This window comes from Janthinobacterium rivuli, assembly GCF_029690045.1.
GTDB classification, from domain to species: Bacteria; Pseudomonadota; Gammaproteobacteria; order Burkholderiales; family Burkholderiaceae_D; genus Janthinobacterium; species Janthinobacterium rivuli.
Window position 1 is genome coordinate 6,307,234 of record NZ_CP121464.1, and the last position, 18,552, is coordinate 6,325,785.

21 protein-coding genes are annotated in these 18,552 nt (G+C 61.2%); 12 read left to right on the forward strand and 9 right to left on the reverse strand.

Features of this window, described 5'->3' with window-relative positions; genetic code table 11:
* Nucleotides 1-38: 38 nt before the first annotated feature.
* The 10 genes from P9875_RS28580 (at nt 39) to P9875_RS28625 (ending at nt 9,837) form a co-directional block, all read left to right on the forward strand.
* Nucleotides 39-1,559 (forward strand): B12-binding domain-containing radical SAM protein, encoded by a 1,521-nt coding sequence (locus tag P9875_RS28580; protein ID WP_278317264.1) that lies wholly within the window; start codon nt 39-41, stop codon nt 1,557-1,559.
* 57 nt (nt 1,560-1,616) lie between these two features.
* Nucleotides 1,617-2,750, forward strand: a complete 1,134-nt coding sequence (locus tag P9875_RS28585) for an MlaE family ABC transporter permease (RefSeq protein WP_099403808.1) — start codon at nt 1,617-1,619, stop codon at nt 2,748-2,750.
* Complete coding sequence (locus tag P9875_RS28590) at nt 2,750-3,658, forward strand: ABC transporter ATP-binding protein (RefSeq protein WP_176389450.1); 909 nt, start codon at nt 2,750-2,752, stop codon at nt 3,656-3,658. Before P9875_RS28585 ends, P9875_RS28590 begins: the two co-directional genes overlap by 1 nt.
* Nucleotides 3,658-4,617, forward strand: a complete 960-nt coding sequence (locus P9875_RS28595) for an MlaD family protein (RefSeq protein ID WP_035822902.1) — start codon at nt 3,658-3,660, stop codon at nt 4,615-4,617. Before P9875_RS28590 ends, P9875_RS28595 begins: the two co-directional genes overlap by 1 nt.
* A 12-nt stretch (nt 4,618-4,629) precedes the next feature.
* A complete protein-coding gene (locus tag P9875_RS28600) occupies nt 4,630-5,244 on the forward strand; it encodes an ABC-type transport auxiliary lipoprotein family protein (RefSeq protein WP_099403806.1) in 615 nt (204 codons plus the stop codon).
* The gene (locus tag P9875_RS28605; RefSeq protein WP_278317265.1) at nt 5,241-6,428 is read left to right on the forward strand and encodes a VanZ family protein; all 1,188 of its coding nucleotides are present in this window, start codon (nt 5,241-5,243) and stop codon (nt 6,426-6,428) included. The genes P9875_RS28600 and P9875_RS28605 overlap by 4 nt, the downstream gene beginning before the upstream one ends.
* 40 nt (nt 6,429-6,468) lie before the next feature.
* Nucleotides 6,469-6,786, forward strand: coding sequence for a (2Fe-2S) ferredoxin domain-containing protein (locus P9875_RS28610; protein ID WP_215404915.1), 318 nt, complete (start codon nt 6,469-6,471; stop codon nt 6,784-6,786).
* A 62-nt stretch (nt 6,787-6,848) separates the two neighbouring features.
* The gene (locus P9875_RS28615) at nt 6,849-7,502 is read left to right on the forward strand and encodes an alpha/beta hydrolase (protein WP_035828394.1); all 654 of its coding nucleotides are present in this window, start codon (nt 6,849-6,851) and stop codon (nt 7,500-7,502) included.
* A 115-nt stretch (nt 7,503-7,617) separates the two neighbouring features.
* The gene (locus P9875_RS28620; protein WP_035822908.1) at nt 7,618-8,763 is read left to right on the forward strand and encodes a D-alanyl-D-alanine carboxypeptidase family protein; all 1,146 of its coding nucleotides are present in this window, start codon (nt 7,618-7,620) and stop codon (nt 8,761-8,763) included.
* A 147-nt stretch (nt 8,764-8,910) separates the two neighbouring features.
* Nucleotides 8,911-9,837 carry an aldo/keto reductase gene (locus P9875_RS28625; protein WP_278317266.1) on the forward strand — a complete coding sequence of 309 codons (927 nt, stop codon included), beginning with the start codon at nt 8,911-8,913 and terminating at the stop codon, nt 9,835-9,837.
* Here the strand turns inward: P9875_RS28625 and pssA are convergent.
* On the reverse strand, nt 9,834-10,574 hold the full coding sequence (gene pssA / locus P9875_RS28630; protein ID WP_225243950.1) for a CDP-diacylglycerol--serine O-phosphatidyltransferase: 741 nt from the start codon (nt 10,572-10,574) through the stop codon (nt 9,834-9,836). The genes P9875_RS28625 and pssA overlap by 4 nt on opposite strands.
* Before the next feature lie 270 nt (nt 10,575-10,844).
* Between pssA and P9875_RS28635 the strand changes: the two genes are divergently transcribed.
* Both P9875_RS28635 and P9875_RS28640 read left to right on the forward strand, forming a co-directional pair.
* A complete protein-coding gene (locus tag P9875_RS28635; protein ID WP_341353812.1) occupies nt 10,845-11,798 on the forward strand; it encodes a CAP domain-containing protein in 954 nt (317 codons plus the stop codon).
* Nucleotides 11,799-11,906: 108 nt separating this feature from the next.
* Nucleotides 11,907-12,542, forward strand: a complete 636-nt coding sequence (locus P9875_RS28640) for an Hpt domain-containing protein (RefSeq protein WP_176389446.1) — start codon at nt 11,907-11,909, stop codon at nt 12,540-12,542.
* 9 nt (nt 12,543-12,551) lie between these two features.
* Here P9875_RS28640 and P9875_RS28645 read toward each other — a convergent pair whose 3' ends face one another.
* From P9875_RS28645 to rpmH, 8 genes are all read right to left on the reverse strand, one after another.
* A complete protein-coding gene (locus P9875_RS28645) occupies nt 12,552-12,752 on the reverse strand; it encodes a hypothetical protein (RefSeq protein ID WP_099403802.1) in 201 nt (66 codons plus the stop codon).
* Between the two features lie 120 nt (nt 12,753-12,872).
* A complete protein-coding gene (locus tag P9875_RS28650) occupies nt 12,873-13,442 on the reverse strand; it encodes a hypothetical protein (RefSeq protein ID WP_158300269.1) in 570 nt (189 codons plus the stop codon).
* Nucleotides 13,443-13,688: 246 nt separating this feature from the next.
* Nucleotides 13,689-13,988, reverse strand: a complete 300-nt coding sequence (locus tag P9875_RS28655; protein WP_099403799.1) for a hypothetical protein — start codon at nt 13,986-13,988, stop codon at nt 13,689-13,691.
* 9 nt (nt 13,989-13,997) lie between these two features.
* Complete coding sequence (gene mnmE / locus P9875_RS28660; protein WP_278317267.1) at nt 13,998-15,377, reverse strand: tRNA uridine-5-carboxymethylaminomethyl(34) synthesis GTPase MnmE; 1,380 nt, start codon at nt 15,375-15,377, stop codon at nt 13,998-14,000.
* A gap of 61 nt (nt 15,378-15,438) precedes the next feature.
* Nucleotides 15,439-17,175, reverse strand: a complete 1,737-nt coding sequence (yidC, locus tag P9875_RS28665) for a membrane protein insertase YidC (RefSeq protein ID WP_278317268.1) — start codon at nt 17,173-17,175, stop codon at nt 15,439-15,441.
* 11 nt (nt 17,176-17,186) lie between these two features.
* The gene (gene yidD, locus P9875_RS28670) at nt 17,187-17,447 is read right to left on the reverse strand and encodes a membrane protein insertion efficiency factor YidD (protein WP_034754335.1); all 261 of its coding nucleotides are present in this window, start codon (nt 17,445-17,447) and stop codon (nt 17,187-17,189) included.
* On the reverse strand, nt 17,444-17,881 hold the full coding sequence (gene rnpA / locus P9875_RS28675) for a ribonuclease P protein component (protein ID WP_176389458.1): 438 nt from the start codon (nt 17,879-17,881) through the stop codon (nt 17,444-17,446). The genes yidD and rnpA overlap by 4 nt, the downstream gene beginning before the upstream one ends.
* A 23-nt stretch (nt 17,882-17,904) precedes the next feature.
* The gene (gene rpmH, locus P9875_RS28680; RefSeq protein ID WP_010401996.1) at nt 17,905-18,039 is read right to left on the reverse strand and encodes a 50S ribosomal protein L34; all 135 of its coding nucleotides are present in this window, start codon (nt 18,037-18,039) and stop codon (nt 17,905-17,907) included.
* Nucleotides 18,040-18,552 lie beyond the last annotated feature (513 nt).

Genomic DNA, 18,552 nt, shown 5'->3' on the forward strand with positions numbered 1-18,552 from the left:
CAGCGTAAAATAGCGGTTTCGCCGTTTCCATCGCCGCCATGACCATCCTGCTCTCCACCCTGAACGCCCGCTACACCCACGCCTCGCTGGGATTGCGCTATTTGCTGGCCAATATGGGGCCGCTGCAAGCGCAGACGCGGCTGCAGGAATTCGTCATCGGCACGAAAACCACGGAACTGGTCGAGCGCATCCTCGTCAACAAGCCGCGCATCATCGGCTTTGGCGTATACATATGGAACGTCGAGGAAACGACGAAACTGGTGGCCATGCTCAAGCGCGTGGCGCCCGAGATCATCATCGTGCTGGGCGGGCCGGAAGTGTCGCATGAGGCGGGCGAGCAGGAAATCGTCAAACTGGCCGATTATCTGATCACGGGCTGGGGCGACGTCACCTTCCCCAAACTCTGCGGCGAGATCCTCAACGGACCAAAACCGCTGATGAAGATCCACGCGGGCGTGCAAGCGCCGCTGGCGGAACTGCAGCTGCCCTACTCCTTGTATACAGACGACGATATCCGCCACCGCACGATTTACGTGGAAGCGTCGCGCGGCTGCCCGTTCAAGTGCGAGTTCTGCCTGTCGGCGCTGGACAAGACGGCCTGGCCCTTCGCGCTGGAGAACTTCCTGGCCGAGATGGAATCCCTGCATGCGCGCGGCGCGCGCCTGTTCAAGTTCGTCGACCGCACCTTCAACCTGAATATCAAGACCAGCTTGAAGATCATGCAGTTCTTCCTGGACAAGATCGAGGCGAATCCGGACGATCCCATCTACGCCCACTTCGAACTGGTGCCCGACCATTTGCCCGACGCCTTGAAAGAAGGCATCAGCAAGTTCCCGCCCGGCGCGCTGCAGTTCGAGATCGGCATCCAGAGTTTCAATCCGGACGTGCAATCGCTGGTCAGCCGCAAGCAGGATAATCAAAAAGCGGCCGACAATATCCGCTGGCTGTGCGAAAAATCAAACGCCCACTTGCACGTGGACTTGATCGCCGGCTTGCCGGGCGAGGATGAAGCGAGCTTCGCGGCCGGTTTCAACAAGCTGGTGGCCTTGAAACCGCATGAAATTCAGTTCGGCATCTTAAAGCGGCTGCGCGGCACGCCCATCATCCGCCATACGGAAAACTATGGCATGGTATTCGACCCGCACCCGCCGTACACCATCCTGGCGAATAAACAGCTCGACTTCATGAGCATGCAGCGCCTGGTGCGCTTCGCCCGCTACTGGGACCTGGTGGCCAACTCGGGCCGCTTCGCCAATACGGTGCAATGGATGCTGGGCGATGCGCCGTTTGAAAACTTCATGGATTTTTCGAACTGGCTGTACGCCCACACGGACGCCACCCACCGCATCGCCATGGAACGCCTGGCCAAGCTGGTAGCGCAATGGCTGCAGACGCGCGGCATGAGCGCGGTCGAGGCCAACGCCCTCGTGGCCAGCGACTATGCGGGCGGCGCGCAGGCAGCCGCACATGCCAAGCCAGCCGAAGTGAGTACTGGCAGCGCCAAGCTGCGCCCGGACGTCGCCTTGCCGCAGCGGCAAGCGCGCCACCTGGCGTCCTGAGGGGCCGGCGATTGAACAGCGGTGGCGGTCTGCGCCATTCTCCCTTAAACTGGCACGATGCCGACTGTACAATCGCCGAAACTGACCCTCTCCCAGACCAGCTCCCAACAGGGAGCCCTTGTCACTGCCAGCGGCACCTGGCAGGTGCACGCGCTGGCGCATGAGAATGCCATCAAGGCCATCGATGCCCAGCTCAAGCCCTTGCAGGGCGATGCCAAGGTGCAATGGGACCTGTCGGCCATCGACAGCATGGACCATATTGGCGCCCAGCTGTTCTGGAATGCCTGGGGCAAGCAGCGCCCCGCGCAACTGACCCTGGCGCCGTCGCAGGAAGAGTTTTTCCGGCGCATCGAAGAAACGGGACCGTTGGAAACGCCGCCCTCGCGCGCCAACCGCCTCACGCCCGTGATGAAGCTGGGCATGGCCATCCTGCTGTTTTTCGAACATTTGAAGGGTTTTATTGCCCTGGTGGGCCAGGTGACGCAGGATATCGGCCGCTTCGCGCGCCATCCCATGCGCGGGCCATGGCGTGAAATTTCCGCCAATATCTTCCATGCGGGCTTCCAGGCGCTGGGCATCACGGCCCTGGTCGGCTTTCTGATCGGCGTCGTGCTGTCCTATCTGTCGGCGCAGCAACTGCGCGCCTTTGGCGGCGACATTTACCTGGTCAACCTGCTGGGCATGAGCGTCATCCGCGAACTGGGGCCGCTCTTGGCCGCCATCCTCGTGGCCGGCCGCTCCGGTTCATCCATCACGGCGCAGCTGGGCGTCATGCGCGTCACGGAAGAGCTCGACGCCATGCTGGTGATGGGCATTTCGCACGGTTTCCGCCTGATCATGCCAAAAGTGCTGGCCCTGGCCATTTCCATGCCCCTGCTCGTCATCTGGACGGATACGGCCGCGCTGATCGGCGGCATGGTGGCGGCCAAGGTGGAACTGAACCTGTCGGCGCGCTATTTCATCCAGAAGCTGCCGGACGCCGTGCCGCTGGCCAACTACATGATCGGCCTGGGCAAGGGCGTGATTTTTGGCATGCTGATCGCGCTGGTCTCGTGCCATTTCGGCCTGCGCATCAAGGCCAACACGGAAAGCCTGGGACGCGGCACCACCACCGCCGTCGTCACGGCCATCACCGTGGTGATCCTGGCCGACGCCGTGTTCGCCATCGTCTTCAATGGAGTGGGCTACTGATGACGGACGATACCGAAATCGCTTGCAAGGTGAGCGAAGGCAACGGGGGCCAGTTCAACCTGCATGGCAGCGCGCCCGTGGTGGAAATCACCAATCTGTGGACCAAGTTCGGCCGTACCGTCGTACACCAGGACTTGAACCTGGAAATCGAACGGGGTGAAATCCTTTCCATCGTGGGCGGCTCCGGCACGGGCAAGACGGTGCTGCTGCGCCAGATGCTGGGCCTGGAACATCCGGCACGCGGCTGCGTCAAAGTGTTTGGCGAAGATATCAACCAGGCAAGTTCCGACCAGTTGCAACAGTTGCGCAACCACTGGGGCATGCTGTTCCAGCAAGGCGCCCTGTATTCGGCCCTGACCGTGTTCGACAATGTGGCCCAGCCGATGCGCGAATTGCGCGTACTGCCCGAAGCGCTGGTACACGACGCGGTACTATTAAAAATGAATATGGTGGGACTGGGCCCGGAACATGCGCTCAAAATGCCGTCGGACTTGTCGGGCGGCATGATCAAGCGCGTGGCCCTGGCGCGCGCCCTGGCGCTGGAGCCGAAGCTGCTGTTCCTCGACGAACCCACGGCGGGCCTGGACCCGGACCTGTCGGAAAGTTTTGTCGCCCTGATCCAGTCGCTGCACCGCGAGCTGGGCTTGACGGTGGTGATGGTCACGCATGACCTCGACACTTTGTTCGCCCTGTCCACGCGCATCGCCGTGCTGGCGGAAAAACACGTGATCGCCATCGGCCCCACGCGCGAGGTGATCGAAGTCGACCACCCGTTCATCAAGCAATTTTTCCTCGGCGACCGCGGCAAGCGCGCGCTGGCCGTCCTCGATGAGAAACAGGCGGCGGTGGCGGGCAAGGCCGCGCAGCCAGGCGACGACGCCGGCACAGACAAGAAAGCGGAGAAGTAATGGAAAACAGATCACATGCCCTGATGACGGGATTTTTTACACTCACCTTGCTGGTGGCCGCGATTCTGTTCGGCGTCTGGTTCAACCGCGACCGCGTGGAACGGGTGCCTTACCTGCTCGCCACCACCCTGTCCGTGCCGGGCCTGAACCCGCAGGCGACCGTGCGCTACCGGGGCCTGGAAGTGGGCAAGGTCGACGCCATCGACTTCGACACGCAAAAGGCGGGGCAAATCCTCGTGCACATCAGCGTGGCGCCCGACACGCCCGTCACGAATACCACTTTTGCCACCCTCGGCTACCAGGGCGTGACGGGCATCGCCTACATCCAGCTCGACGATGAACACGTGGGCTCGAAACTGCTGGGCACCAGCAAGGACAAGCCGTCGCAGATTCCCCTGCGCGCGGGCTTGCTCGACCAGCTGGAAAAGCGCGGCAAGCGCATTCTCGACCAAGCCGAGCAGATCACCAACAAAGTCAACAACCTGCTCAGCCCTGACAACCAGGCGGCCATGCTGGGCGCCTTCACGGAAGTGGGCAAGGCGGCCAAGGCCTTTGGCGCCATTCCGCAGCAGCTGGAGCCGACCTTGACGCAATTGCCGCAACTGACGGAACAGACGCGGCAAACCTTGACGGCCGTCAGTACGGCCAGCAAGAACGTGTCGGACTTGACGGCCACGTGGAAAAAGCTGGGCAACGACATCCAGGCGCCCGGCGGCGTGCTCGACAAGGTCAATGGCACGGTCGACCGGGTCGGCACTTCCGTGGAAACGGTGGCCAATGGCGTGTCGCTGGAAGTGCTGCCGCAAGTAATCGAGCTGAGCGGCGAAGCGCGTTCCTCGATGCGCGCCCTGAAAACCACCATGAGCACGCTCAATGAACAGCCGCAGAGCATCTTGTTCGGCGCCCCAGACATCCCGCCCGGCCCGGGCGAGCCCGGTTTTTCGGCACCGGGCAAATAAGGAGAACACCGCATGCCTATCCCACGCCATTTCAGCGCACTCATCCTGGCCGCCGCATTCCTGCTGGGCGGTTGCGCCAGCCGCGGTCCCGTCCCCACGTTTTACGATTTCGGCCCGGCAGCACCGCAGGCGGCAACGCAAGCAGCTGCGCCAGCCGTGCCCGTGCTGGTGATCGCCGACGCCAACGGTCCGTCCTGGCTGGACAGCCAGCGCATGTATTACCGCTTGCTGTACGCCGATGCGCAGCAATCGCGGCCGTACGCCTACAACCGCTGGAACACGCCGCCGCTGCAACTATTAAGCCAGCGCCTGAAAACCCGCATCGCGCAAAGCGGCGTGAAAGTGCTGTCGACCACGGACGCGGCCGCCGGCATGCCGCTGCTGCGCATCGACGTCGATGATTTTTCGCAAAACTTCGACACGCAGACGCACAGCAGCGGCCACGTGTCGCTGCGCGCCTCGGTCTTTCGCGGCCACCGCCTGATCGACCAGAAAACCTTCAGCCGCAGCGGCCCGGCCGGCAGCGCCGACGCGCAAGGCGGCGCGCAGGCGCTGGCCGCGGCATCGGACGCCATCGCCACCGACCTGCTGACCTGGCTGGGCACGCTGAATATCACGAAAGAATGACCGAGCCCGCATCCCCAGCCAGTCCGGCGGCGCCGCTGCCGCCCGTCCGTTCCTCGCCCGTGTCGCGCGCGACCCTGCTCGCCTACGTCTTCCTGATCGTGTACGCCAGCTGGTTTCCGTTCACGGGTTGGCACAGCAATGGTTTATCGCCGCTGACGTTCCTGGAAAACACGCGCATCCCCCGTTACTGGACGGGCTTCGATGTCGGCGTGAATATCGTCGGCTACATCCCGCTGGGCGCCTTGATCGTGTATTCGCTGTTTCCCAGGATCACGGGATTCTTTGCCGTCATCGTCGCCAGCCTGTGCGGCATGTTGATTTCCGGCAGCATGGAAGCCGTGCAAACCTATTTGCCCAGCCGCGTCTCGTCAAACCTCGATTTTTATACGAATGCGGCCGGCTGCTGCATCGGTTCCATCATCGGCGCCCTGACGGCGCGCAAGCTGCTCGACCACAGCCATTTGTACCGCTTGCGCCAGCGCTGGTTTGCCCAGCACGCCAGCCAGGGCCTGGTGCTGGTGGCCCTGTGGCCGCTGGCGCAGATCTATCCGCAAGGCTATCTGTTCGGCCTGGGCCAGCTGCTGCCCATCCTGTCGGACTGGCTGTCGCGCCTGGCGGGCATGGAGATCGACCTGGCCGCGTATCTGCGCCCCGACGTGATATTGACCGTCGAGCAATATTGGCTTTCGGAAACCATAATCACGGCTTGCGGCATGACGGGCGCCGTGCTGACCTTGCTGTGCCTGCTGCGCCGCGCCGCGCCGCGTACGATATTAATGCTGGCCCTCATCGCCGCCGCCCTGACCGTGCGCTCGATGGCCAGCGCGCTGCTGTTTTCGCCGGAAAATGCTTTCGTCTGGATCACGCCGGGCGCCCAGGGTGGCTTTTTGATCGGCCTGATCATGCTGGGCGGCCTGGCGTTCGCGCCGCACGTGGCGCAGCGCCGCATCGCGACCGCCACCTTGCTGCTGAGCCTGGTGATGGTGAATACGACGCCGATCAACCCCTACTTCATGTCGACCTTGCAAGGCTGGTTTCAAGGCAAGTTCCTCAACTTCAATGGCGCGGCGCAATTCCTCGCCTTGCTGTGGCCCTTCATGGCCCTGTGGTTCCTGTGCCTGCCCTCGCACCGCCTGAACCGACAGGATGACGCGCAGCGCCAGCGTCGCGAAGACCACCCATAAGCGTTATCATGTCGCATTGATGAATCAGCGGGAGAATAGTATGAGCGACGTACCGTATTTTGAACGCCACGTTTTTTTCTGCATGAATAAACGTGAAGACGGCCGCAACAGTTGCGGCGACCATGGCGCGGAAGCGGCGCAAAAGCATTGCAAGCGCCGCATCAAGGAACTCGACATGAATGGCGCGGGCAAGATCCGCATCAACCAGGCCGGCTGCATGGACCGCTGCGAGGAAGGACCGCTGCTGGTCATCTATCCGGAAGCGACCTGGTACACCTACGTCGACACCAGCGATATCGATGAAATCATCGATACGCACCTGGTGGGCGGCAAGATCGTCGAACGCCTGAAAATCTGAGCCGCATATTTAATTTCAACGTTTTAACTTCAAATTAAGCCTACGCCACCAGTATGAGCATCATGAACAGAAACTCGGAAAAATTTACCCTCGCCGGCCATGCAGGCAGCATGGAAGGCTTGCTCGATTTCCCGGCAGACACCCCGCGCGGCATCGCCCTCGTGGCCCATCCGCACCCGCTGTACGGCGGCACGATGGATAACAAGGTCACGCAAACCCTGGCGCGCGCGTTTGTCGCCCTCGGTTACGTGGTGGCGCGCATCAACTTCCGCGGCGTCGGTGCTTCCGAAGGCGTGCACGACCATGGCGCGGGCGAGACGGACGACATGCAATTGCTGTATGAACACATGCGCGGCCTGTATCCAGGCTTGCCCGTGGCCTTGTCCGGTTTCTCGTTCGGCACCTTCGTGCAGTCGAAACTGCAGGAACGCCTGGCCGCCGCCGGCACGCCCGTCGAGCGCCTGGCGCTGATCGGCAGCGCGGCCGGCAAATGGGCCATGGCCGATATTCCCGCCGACACCATCCTGATCCACGGCGAACTGGACGACACGATCCCCCTGTCCGCCGTCTTCGACTGGGCGCGTCCACAAGACATTCCCGTGATCGTGATCCCCGGCGCCGACCACTTTTTCCACCGCAAGCTCAATCACATCAAGAACCTCGTGATTGCCCTGTGGCATGGTGACAAACCCGCAATAGCAGCAGATGATCATTGAAGTGTGGGCTTACTAGCGCCTCCACGGCTATAATTGATCCGTTTTTTCCACGCGGCCATGTAAGTTGCAACGACATGGCCCTCAGCCTTCATCTTTTTCTCGCAGACCAGCCTCCATGAAAAAACTTTTAGCGGCACTGGCCTCCAGTGTATTTTTCTTTTCCGCCGCCTACGCCCAGAGCGTTCCAGCCCCGACCATCGCCGCCAAGTCCTGGCTGTTGCTTGACGCCACCAGTGGCCAGATCATTGCTTCGCAAGATCCGGACGCGCGCATCGAGCCGGCTTCGTTGACCAAAATCATGACGGCTTACCTGACGTTTGCCGCCATCCGCGAAAAGAAACTGGCGCTGGACCAAAAAGTGAACGTGTCCGTGCGTGCATGGAAAGTCGATTCGAGCAGCTCGAAGATGTTCATCGACCCGGCCACCCCCGTCTCGATCGACGACTTGCTGCACGGCCTGATGATTCAATCGGGTAACGACGCCGCCGTGGCTCTGGCGGAAGCCGTTGCCGGCGATGAAGGCACGTTTGTCGTGCTGATGAACCGCGAAGCCCAACGCATGGGTCTGAAAAACACGCGTTTTGCCAATCCGCACGGCTTGCCTAGCCCCGATAACTATTCCACGGCGCAAGACCTGTCCGTGCTGGCCAAGCGCGTGATCGCCGATTACCCGGAATTCTACAAAATCGATTCCGTGAAAAGCTTTACGTACAACAAGATCACCCAGCCTAACCGCAACCGCCTGCTGTGGCTGGACCCAACCGTCGATGGCATGAAAACGGGCCACACGGAAGCGGCTGGCTATTGCATGATCGCCTCGGCACGCCGTCCGGGCGGCACCGGCGAGCGCCGCCTGATCTCCGTGGTGCTGGGCACGACGTCGGACCAGGCCCGCACGCAGGAAAGCCAGAAGCTGCTGAACTGGGGCTTCCAGAACTTCGATACGGTCAAGCTGTACTCGAAAGGCCAGGCCGTGGCCACGCCGGAAGTGTGGAAGGGCTCGAAAGGCACCGTGAAAATCGGCTTCGCCCGCGATGTGCTCGTCACCGTACCAAAAGGCACGGCTGCCAAGATGAAACCGGTGCTGGAACGCAAAGACCCACTGGTCGCGCCACTGGCTGAGAACGCCCCGGTCGGCAAGCTGAAAATGATGGTCGACGACAAAGTTCTGCTGGAACTGCCTGTCGTGGCGCTGGAAACCATCAACCAGGCAACGATCTTCGGCCGCGCCTGGGATTCGATGCGCCTGTGGATGAAGTAATTATTTCTCGTACCACATAAAAAATGCCCGCAGATGCTGCGGGCATTTTTTTCGTCTGTCTCGCCGCAGCTTTCTCCGCAGCATGCTGTAGCGTAGCTGGCTATAATCGTGGCGTCACCTTCGTCTCCACCATCAGAAAGCCAGCCCATGAGCCATGTATTTCCCGCCAGCCTGCAAGCGCCGCGCAGCCGTTTGAGCAGCAACGGTCCCGAACTGTCGCGCATCGTCGCCGGCATGTGGCGCATCGGCGAGTGGAATATGTCGGCGCAGCAACGGCTGGCTTTCATCGAGCAATGCCTGGCGCTGGGCGTGTCGAGTTTCGACCATGCCGATATCTATGGCGATTACAGCGCCGAAGGGCTGTTCGGCGAAGCGCTGGCCTTGCAGCCGGGCTTGCGCGAGAAGATGGAACTGGTCAGCAAATGCGGCATCAAACTACTGTCGCCGCACCGTCCCGGCCATGCCATCCAGCATTACGACACGAGCGCGGCCCACATCACCAGTTCCGTGGAGCACACCTTGCGCCAGTTGCACACGGACCGCCTGGACTTGCTGCTGATCCACCGTCCCGATCCGCTGATGGATTTTGACGAGATCGCCGGCGCCTTCACCCAGCTGCAACAGACGGGCAAGGTGCTGCACTTTGGCGTGTCGAATTTCAGCCGCCACCAATTCGAGTGCCTGCACCGGCGCTTCCCGCTGGTAACGAACCAGGTGGAATGCTCGCCGCTGCACGTGGCGCCCCTGTTCGATGAAACCTTCGACGGCTTGCAGGACGTGGGGGTGGCGCCGATGATCTGGTCGCCGCTGGCGGGCGGCCGGCTGTTCCAGGGCGGCGATGCGAATGTGGAGAACTTGCGCAATGTCATCAAGCAGATCGCGGATCAGCTGCAGCGTCCGTTTGCCAGCGTGGTGTTCGCCTGGATCATGCAACTGCCTTGCCGTCCCCTGCCGCTGACGGGCACGGGCCGCATCGAAGCCGTGGGCGTGGCCGTGGAAGGCACGCAGTTTACGCTCAGTCGCAGCGACTGGTTCGCCATCCTGCGCGCCGCGCGCGGGCACGAGGTAGCCTAATCGATCTCGTCCGGATCGTTGAAGACCTGCGGCAGCGCAATACCGCGCCAGCCCAGGTACCACGCCAGGTTCAGCAGCAGGGTGGCGGCGATGTAGACGGCGAAGAACAGCGCAAAGAAACTGGTCTTCAGCCACACCAGCAGGGCGATGGCGACGATCAGCACCAGCAGCGCGGCCAGGCTTTTCTTTTGCTTGGAGCTGGGGAAACGCAAGGTCGACACCATCAGGCTGCCCACGCCGACGAGCAACAGCATCAGCAGATAGCTGTGCAGCATGGAATCGATGGGCGCCGGCCACGCCACCACCACGGCCGCCACGCAGGCGGCCCCGGCCGTGATCGGCATGCCGACGAAATACAGGGGATCCGTGCGTCCCACATTCACATTGAAACGCGCCAGGCGCATGGCGCCGCAGGCAACAAAGAAGAAGCTGGCCATGCCGCCAAAGCGCAGCAGCAGCGGATCGTGCACGCCCATCTGCACAAAACCATAGCAGTACAACAAGACGGCCGGGGCGCAGCCGAAATTCATCACGTCGGCGATGGAATCGAGCTGCACGCCGAACTGCGAGCTGGTGTTCGTCAGGCGCGCGACATAGCCGTCGAGCGCGTCAAATACCCCGGCCAGCACCAGCAAGGCGGCCGCCAGGCGGTAGGCATCGGCGTCGCCGACAGTCGCGTTATCGACGGAAATGACGATGCTGGCAAAACCGCAGGCTATCGAAAGCAAAGTCACCATGCTGGGCAAGGCGTACTTGGCGCGCTGCAGGCGCGACTTGGGCAATGTGTTCAAATTTGTGGGCAATCAAAGAAATCGGTAATGAGGCTACGCAGCGGCAAACGCTGCACTATGCTCATTCTACCCTGCGCAGCTGCGGCACCGTCTGCGCACGAGCGCGCGACATATCTTGTCATGGATGCTCTACGGCATATAAAAATGCCTTAGAATCATTTCACAGGGCAGCACGCTGGCACCCACCGCTGTCCGCCTACCTATACAGGAGTCAACTTGATTGCCTCGTCACTGCGTTGGAAATACTGGATACCCGCCCTGCTGAGCGCAGCCCTGCTGAGCGCCTGTGGCGGCGGCGATAGCGGCGGCAAGACGTCGCTGAGCACCTCGACCCAGGCCGGACAGCTGACACAGGAGCCGGGCGCTCCCGTCGTCAGCAACAATATCGCCACCGATGGTTTCAACTGGATCAATTACCGGCGCAGCCAGATCGGCCTGGCGCCACTGGTACGCAATAGCCTGATCGACAACGCGGCACTCGGCCACTCCAACTATCTGAACAGCAATAATGTGGTGGTGCACAATCAAGTTAAAGGCAAACCCGGCTTTACCGGCGAAACACTGTATGACCGCCTGACTGCGTCGAACTATGGCGTCACGTCCGTCTGGGGCGAAGTCATCGCGGGCGTGGCGACCAACTCCGGTTTCTACATGGCGGAAAACCTGATCACGGCCGTGTATCACCGCTTCCTCATCTTTGAACCTATCTTCAAGGAAGGTGGCGCCGGTGCCGCCGTCAACAACAGCGGCTATGCCTATTTCACCACCGACCTGGCCGGCAATAGCCGCTACGGCCCCGGCTTGCCGGCCGGACAGATCGTCAGCTACCCGTTCAACGGACAGACCAAGGTCGCCACCAGTTTCTCCAGCGATGAAGAAGAGCCCGATCCCGTGCCCAACCAGAACGTGGTCGGCTACCCGATCAGCGTCCATGCGAATTTCGACGCCACCCTCAGCGTGACGACCTTCACCGTGCGCCCGCGTGGCGCCAGCGCGGACCTGACGGTACGCCTGCTCAGCAAGGAGAGCGATGCCATCAATACATCGCGCTCGGTGGCCGCCATCATCCCGCTGGCCCCCCTGCTGGCGGCCACCACCTATGATGTGAGTTTCATCGGCAAAGTCAATGGCGCGAACGTCACGCGCAGCTGGTCATTCACGACGCGTTAGTCTGGCAGCGTCTGCCAAGCGGACGCAGTAGCGAGGGCAACTGGATGTAAAATAGCGGATATTGCATGAATGCAATTGACAAGTTTTGGGGCCCTCTGCACACCAGGCATGATGAAACCACACGCCACTTGCGATGATGATGCCGCCGTTGCGGCATCCGACATGGTCCGGATTCTCGATGTCGAGAACGGACTGGGCCGCATTATGGGCGACCGCATCCTGTACCTGAAAATCCTGCGCCGCTTCCTGCACGACCACGGCACCACGCCGTGCCAGATCCGCGCCGAATTCGACATGGGCAATTACGCTTCCGCACGCCTGAAGGCGCATACATTAAAAGGCGCCGCCGGCATGATCGGCGCGCGCCACGTGCATGGCCTGGCGGCCACCCTGGAGTCCGCACTGCGCGCGCAAGCGCCCGACCTGGCCCGGCAGATGCTGCAGCTGGAACTGGCCCAGGATCAATTGCTCGGCGCGGTCAGCAGCATGCTGGGCACGCCGGAGGCAACCCACACGGCGGCGCAGGACGTGGCGCCCGATCCGGCCGCGCCCGCCATCCAGCTGCTGCTGGCGCGCCTGGCCAGCCACCTGCGCGAAGGCGACGGCGCGGCCATCGACATCCTGGAAAACTCGGCCAGCCTGCTGGCGGCCAGCCTGGGCGTGCACGTCTACCAGGAAGTGGCGGCCGCCGCGCATGAGTTCGATTTCGACGGCGCGCTGGCGGCGCTGCTGCGGCGCCGCTAATCTTCACGCTCAACGGTGGTATTGCGCCTCTTCCGCATACGCCACGCCACAACTCTTGCCGCAAAAGCGGCGCACGGCGTCGAGCGGCTTGTCGCAATACCAGCACGCGCCTTTTGGCGGCAAGGAGGCGATCAATTCCGGCATGGCGGGCAGTGGCCGCGCCACTACCTCATCCTCGCACTCCACGACATCGGGCTGTTTGCTGTCCATGGCGCTTCCTTTCCTAGCGGCACTTCAAGGCCGCTCAGCAAGATTACGTCATTAAAGTTGATGCGGTATGAGCATGCTCAATAGACAGCGCTCCCGTGGGATACATGGCAGCAAATGGCGCTATTCGCGACGAGGCTGGCTTTGCACACTCGGCCCCACAAGATCGGCCCGTTCCATGCAGTAAGGCTCCCACTCTGTCTCCTGCCGCATGACGAAAGTCATATTGGCAAGACGCGCACCGTGCGCCTGGATGGCTTCCTTGCGCTGGGGTGTATTGACAAGCAAGGCCATCACTTGACCTACCTTGTTTTCATCCTCGGGGACCAGCTCGCCAAGGCCAGCCAGGCATTCACCGCTGCGTATCGCCATCGAATGCGCATGTGACGATTCCGAGGGTGTGGTTGCCAGAATAGCCGCCTGGGTGCTGATGGCAACATTTGCCATGCCCCGCAGAAGCCGGGCATCTCGCGAAAAATGCCGCAGCAGAAACAACTCGACATCATCGCGCACGCCATTATCATTGCTATCAATACCGGCAAGCGTTTGTTTGCCAGCAGCACCAGGATCAGGCGGTAGCACAGTGTCGATCGTCAACTGCAATGGGGCGGCAGCCAAAACCGCGATAGGAGAAACAAGCGCCAATGCGAAAAAAACAATAGCGGTGCCACGCGGGAATGAAGGATATGTCATAGGAACTCCTGGTTGGGAATTCCGACTATAAAACCGTCACACGGCAAGATATTGCTGTTCCGCAATCAATATGAATTTGCTTGCGGATACAGAGCCGGCTGAAAACCACCTCCAATAAATCATCAGGCGAAAATTCGCCCGTGGCGCTCGACAGTTGCACCTGCGCCAGGCGCAGCTCTTCGGCGAACAGATCGAACCCCGGTCTTTTCGCCGTTCGAGGTGTATGCAAAAAAACACCTCTGATACTTATTTCCGAAAGCTCCTGACCGCATCATTCGCATGCGCGTCGATGACTTTGTGAATTGCCGGCTGCTGCGCATATTTCACGCGCAGCCGCTTCCACTGCCGCTGCGCCTGCCCGCACGAACTGGCCACGGCTTGCGTGATCTCGCGCTGGCGCGCCTTGTCGTTGTCATCCCATTCGCCGGCAAAATGCTCGCACATCTGGGCGTTCTCGACGAACCGCGCCACGTCCTTCGGCAACTTTTCCTGCGCACCGGCCAGCAGGGGCAGGCAACTGAACAGCAGAGCAAGCAGCAGCTTCATCGAACCTCCTTATTTGCCGATGCAGAAACGGCTGAAAATCACGCCCAGCAAATCGTCAGGCGAGAATTCTCCCGTGATGCTCGATAGCTGCACCTGCGCCAGGCGCAGTTCTTCGGCGAACAGGTCCAGCGACTGGTCGTCCTGCGCAGCGTGTTCGGCCGCGATGTCCAGGTGCTTGCCGGCCGATTTCAAGGCGATCAGATGACGTTCGCGCGCCAGGTACAGCGATTCGCCCGTCTGCTGCCAGCCGGCGATGCGCAGCAGCTCGGCGCGCAGCAGGTCAATGCCGATGTGCTCGTGCGCCGACAGATACACGTGGGTGGCGTCCGGCATGCTGTCGACGCCGGGTTTATGCCCGGACAGATCGATCTTGTTCCACACGCGCACCACGGGCACGCCTTCGGGGAAGGCGGCGACGATGGTTTCGTCGGCCAACGTGGGGCCGTGGTCGGCGTCAAGCAGGTGCAGGATCACGTCGGCCTTGCCGATCTCGCCCCAGGTGCGCTCGATGCCGATGCGCTCGACGGCGTCGATGGTGTCGCCCGCGCTGCGGATGCCGGCCGTGTCGATGATGTTGAGTGGAATGCCTTCGATCTGGATGGTTTCGCTGACCTTGTCGCGCGTGGTGCCGGCGATCGGTGTGACGATCGCCACGTCGGCGCCCGCCAGCGCGTTCAGCAGCGACGATTTACCCACGTTCGGCTGGCCCGCCAGCACGACATTCAAGCCTTCGCGCAGCAGCGCGCCCTGCGCCGCCTGCGCAAACACTTTGTTTAATGCTTCGATGACGGCTTTCAATTGACCGCGCGCATTCGATTTTTCCAGGAAATCGATTTCTTCTTCCGGAAAATCCAGGGTCGCTTCGACCAGCATGCGCAGTCCCGTCACCTGTTCCACCAGCGCGTGGATGGTGTTCGAGAACGCGCCCGACAGCGATTGCGAAGCGGACTTGGCCGCCGCTTCCGTCGAGGCGTCGATCAGGTCGGCCACAGCTTCGGCTTGCGCCAGGTCAAGCTTGTCATTCAAAAACGCGCGGCGCGTGAATTCGCCCGGTTCGGCCAGGCGCAAGCCGCTGTCACGGCCCGCTTCCAGCACGCGCGCCAGCAGCAGTTGCAGCACGATGGGGCCGCCATGGCCCTGCAATTCCAGCACGTCTTCGCCCGTGTACGAATGCGGGCCCTTGAAATGGATGGCGATGCCCTGGTCGATGATGGCGCCGTCGCTTTCCGTGAATGGCAGATAGGTGGCGTGGCGCGGTTTCAGTTGCTGCGCGCCAAACAGGGCCGTCATCAGCGGAGCGAGGTTTTTGCCGGAGGCGCGTACCACGCCGATGCCGCCGCGTCCCGGTGCGGTGGCGATGGCGGCGATAGGGGAAGAGTCGAGTTTCATGGGGATATTGTAGATTAAAAAAAAGCCCGCACTCGGCGGGCTTTCGATTCGCTGGCCGGACTTACTTGACGGCTGGCGCGTATTTCTTGGTGATCACCCATTGCTGGCCGATCGACAGGACGTTGTTGACGACCCAGTAAAGTACCAAGCCCGACGGGAAGAAGAAGAACATCACCGAGAATGCCAGTGGCATGAACAGCATCATCTTCGCTTGCATCGGATCGGCCGGGGCCGGGTTCAGCTTGGTCGTGATGAACATCGAGATCGCGTACAGCACGGGCAAGATACACCATGGGTCATGCTGGGCCAGGTCGGTGATCCAGCCGATCCATGGCGCGCCGCGGATTTCCACGGACGCGTTCAAGACCCAGTACAGGGCGATAAAGACGGGCATCTGGATCAGGATCGGCAGGCAGCCGCCCAGCGGATTGATCTTTTCCGTCTTGTACAGCTCCATCGTGGCCTGGTTCATCTTTTGCGGATCGCCCTTGAAGCGTTCGCGGATCGCTTGCATCTTCGGCGTGACCAGTTTCATCTTGGCCATGCTGCGGTAGCCGGCGGCCGACAGAGGGAAGAACAGCAGCTTGATCAGGATCGTGAAGGCGATGATGGTCCAGCCCCAGTTACCCAGCACGCTGTGGATCTGTTCCATGACCCAGAACATCGGCTTGGCGATGATGGTCAGCCAACCATAATCCTTGACCAGTTCCAGGCCAGGCGAGACGTTTTCCAGCAGGTGCGCGATTTGCGGACCCGAGTACAGCTTGCTGTCCATGCTGGCCGAGGCGCCTGGCGCCAGGGTAGGCAGCGGCAGCACGTTGCCGATGGCGTACAGGTTGGGGCCGACTTTCTTCGTGAAGATGTCGCGCTTGGCGTTCTCGGGCGGAACGAATGCGGACACGAAGAAGTGTTGCGAAATCGCAAACCAGCCGCCATTCGCCGTGGCCGGGTGCAGGCCCTTCATGGCGTTGTCGTTGCCCTTCTTCTCGTCTTCCGCGGCCGCTTTTTCGATTTTCTCGAACGTCAGCTTCTGGTACTTGTCTTGCGGCGTGTACAGGGTCGGACCCGTGAAGCTGCTGTTGAAGAACGAATCGCCGACCGGCTTGTTGCCGTCATGCGTCAGTTGCAGATACAGCTGCGGCGTGACCGCTGCCGCGCCCACGTTGGACACGTCGTGGCGCACGTCGATCACGTAGTCGCCGCGCTTGAAGGTAAACGTCTTGGTCAGCTTGACGCCGCCTTCGACCGCTTCCATCACCAATTGAATCTGTTTGCCGTCGGCCAAAGTACGCACGCCAGGCTGCACGGTGAAACCGCTCGCGTGGGTAGGGAAAGGACCGCCGACCAGGCCCGATTGCGCCAGATAGGTGTGGTTCGCGCCTTCGTCGAACAGCACTTCATTTTGCTTGCCGTCGTCAGGCTGGCACCATTTGAACAGGCCGAAGCAGCCGCCAAACCAGCCCGGATTGCCCGCGCCCTTGAATTTCAGCAATTCCAGACGCTTGACCTGGCCGCCCAGGGTGTCGATATCGACCTTGATGACGTCGGTGGTGATGGTAATCACTTCGCGCTTGAACGCGGCGGGATCGACAGCTTCACCCGGCAGGGCAGGCACGCCTGCGGCAGCCGAGGCAGCCAGAGCAGCCGTCTTGGCAGGGGTCGCAGGCGCCTTGGCGGTTTGTTCCGTGTTCGCGGAGAACATCGACGGCTTGCCGTTCGAGATCATCCATTCGTTCCAGAGAATTACCAGCGAGACGGAAAACACGATCCACAGGATGGTACGTTTATTGATATCCATTAGGGTATTTGTCAGGAGTGGTTGCAACCGCAAGCGGTCGTTGAAGATTGTTTGCCATCGGCCGGCGGCACCGGGTCGACGCCCCCTTCATTCCAGGGGTGGCAACGGCACAGGCGCTTGGCAGCCAGCAGGCTGCCCTTGGCCGTACCGTGCACGCGCAGCGCTTCCATCGCGTAATGCGAACAGCTCGGATAGAAACGGCAATTCTGTCCCAGCATGGGGCTGATCAGCAACTGATAAGCGCGCAGCAGGAACAGCAGCAGGGTTTTCATGGCGCGGATGGTGGTGGCGCAGCAACAGAACGGGCCTGGGCGGCGATTTGCGCCGCGAACAGGCGGCTCAATTCCTCACGCAGCTCGGCTTTGAGCTTGGTCGTGGTGGCCGGGCCATCCTTGCTGTTGACGGCGCGCGACAAACGCACCACGCAGTCGACCGGCGGCATCGCGCTGTTGCGAAACAGCTCGCGCGTGACGCGCTTGATCGTGTTGCGGGTCGCCGCGCGTGGCGCGAAACGCTTGGCCACAACGACGCCCAGCCGCGCATGCGGCAATTGATTGTGTCGGGTGTACAGCACAAAATGCGCTGTTTTTTGCGAAGGGCGCAAACGAAAAACGGATGAAAATTCATCCGTTTTAACGATACGCCGAAAGCGCGCGAAGTCGTGTGAACCTTCGCGTTGATTGCCGACTGGAGTACAGCTAGCCACGCGATCAGCTGTCAACGACAAGCCTAGACGGCCAGACGTTTGCGGCCCTTTGCGCGACGTGCGTTGAGCACATCACGGCCACCACGGGTAGCCATACGAGCGCGGAAGCCGTGCGTACGCTTGCGGCGAACGACGGAAGGTTGGTAAGTACGTTTCATGTTGGTCTCGCTAAAAACAAAAAAAATGCAAAATCGGGTCTGACGTCCCGTCAGTTTTTGGTGCCAATGACAATCGCGCACTTATGCCAAGGCACAAGCTGGCCAATCTCATCGCCCGCTTAATCCACGCTTAGTCCATATTGTCGTTCCAAATGAATAAACACGGAATACGGGCGGGGAACCCTGAATTATTCAGCATATGCCCCCCTCTTGTCAAGGATTGCCGTGATCGTCTGGAAATTTGCGCGCCGGCCCCCATCTGCTTGCAAGGCCCCGCCACAGGCCGCGCCAGCACTGCCTGTGACGGGATAACCGGGGGATAAGTCGCCTCTTATGCACACGGCGCCCCACCCCGCCACAGAAAAATAAGCGTCGTGCCTGTGGATAACTTTCTCAGTCGGGAGTAGAATAGCGCGTTACGTGTGGCGAGCCCTCGCGCGACGCCGGCCTTGCAACACGGTGAACGCAGGGCAGAATCGATACGCCCTCCCACACCTTTTCACATAGACATAC

What these genes read in the sequence shown, in the direction of transcription:
- P9875_RS28580 (WP_278317264.1), top strand. Translation starts at nt 39, where the DNA reads ATGACCATCCTGCTCTCCACCCTGAACGCCCGCTACACCCACGCCTCG.
- P9875_RS28585 (WP_099403808.1), top strand. Translation starts at nt 1,617, where the DNA reads ATGCCGACTGTACAATCGCCGAAACTGACCCTCTCCCAGACCAGCTCC.
- P9875_RS28590 (WP_176389450.1), top strand. Translation starts at nt 2,750, where the DNA reads ATGACGGACGATACCGAAATCGCTTGCAAGGTGAGCGAAGGCAACGGG.
- P9875_RS28595 (WP_035822902.1), top strand. Translation starts at nt 3,658, where the DNA reads ATGGAAAACAGATCACATGCCCTGATGACGGGATTTTTTACACTCACC.
- P9875_RS28600 (WP_099403806.1), top strand. Translation starts at nt 4,630, where the DNA reads ATGCCTATCCCACGCCATTTCAGCGCACTCATCCTGGCCGCCGCATTC.
- P9875_RS28605 (WP_278317265.1), top strand. Translation starts at nt 5,241, where the DNA reads ATGACCGAGCCCGCATCCCCAGCCAGTCCGGCGGCGCCGCTGCCGCCC.
- P9875_RS28610 (WP_215404915.1), top strand. Translation starts at nt 6,469, where the DNA reads ATGAGCGACGTACCGTATTTTGAACGCCACGTTTTTTTCTGCATGAAT.
- P9875_RS28615 (WP_035828394.1), top strand. Translation starts at nt 6,849, where the DNA reads ATGAACAGAAACTCGGAAAAATTTACCCTCGCCGGCCATGCAGGCAGC.
- P9875_RS28620 (WP_035822908.1), top strand. Translation starts at nt 7,618, where the DNA reads ATGAAAAAACTTTTAGCGGCACTGGCCTCCAGTGTATTTTTCTTTTCC.
- P9875_RS28625 (WP_278317266.1), top strand. Translation starts at nt 8,911, where the DNA reads ATGAGCCATGTATTTCCCGCCAGCCTGCAAGCGCCGCGCAGCCGTTTG.
- pssA (WP_225243950.1), bottom strand. Translation starts at nt 10,574, where the DNA reads ATGGTGACTTTGCTTTCGATAGCCTGCGGTTTTGCCAGCATCGTCATT.
- P9875_RS28640 (WP_176389446.1), top strand. Translation starts at nt 11,907, where the DNA reads ATGATGAAACCACACGCCACTTGCGATGATGATGCCGCCGTTGCGGCA.
- P9875_RS28645 (WP_099403802.1), bottom strand. Translation starts at nt 12,752, where the DNA reads ATGGACAGCAAACAGCCCGATGTCGTGGAGTGCGAGGATGAGGTAGTG.
- P9875_RS28650 (WP_158300269.1), bottom strand. Translation starts at nt 13,442, where the DNA reads ATGACATATCCTTCATTCCCGCGTGGCACCGCTATTGTTTTTTTCGCA.
- P9875_RS28655 (WP_099403799.1), bottom strand. Translation starts at nt 13,988, where the DNA reads ATGAAGCTGCTGCTTGCTCTGCTGTTCAGTTGCCTGCCCCTGCTGGCC.
- mnmE (WP_278317267.1), bottom strand. Translation starts at nt 15,377, where the DNA reads ATGAAACTCGACTCTTCCCCTATCGCCGCCATCGCCACCGCACCGGGA.
- yidC (WP_278317268.1), bottom strand. Translation starts at nt 17,175, where the DNA reads ATGGATATCAATAAACGTACCATCCTGTGGATCGTGTTTTCCGTCTCG.
- yidD (WP_034754335.1), bottom strand. Translation starts at nt 17,447, where the DNA reads ATGAAAACCCTGCTGCTGTTCCTGCTGCGCGCTTATCAGTTGCTGATC.
- rpmH (WP_010401996.1), bottom strand. Translation starts at nt 18,039, where the DNA reads ATGAAACGTACTTACCAACCTTCCGTCGTTCGCCGCAAGCGTACGCAC.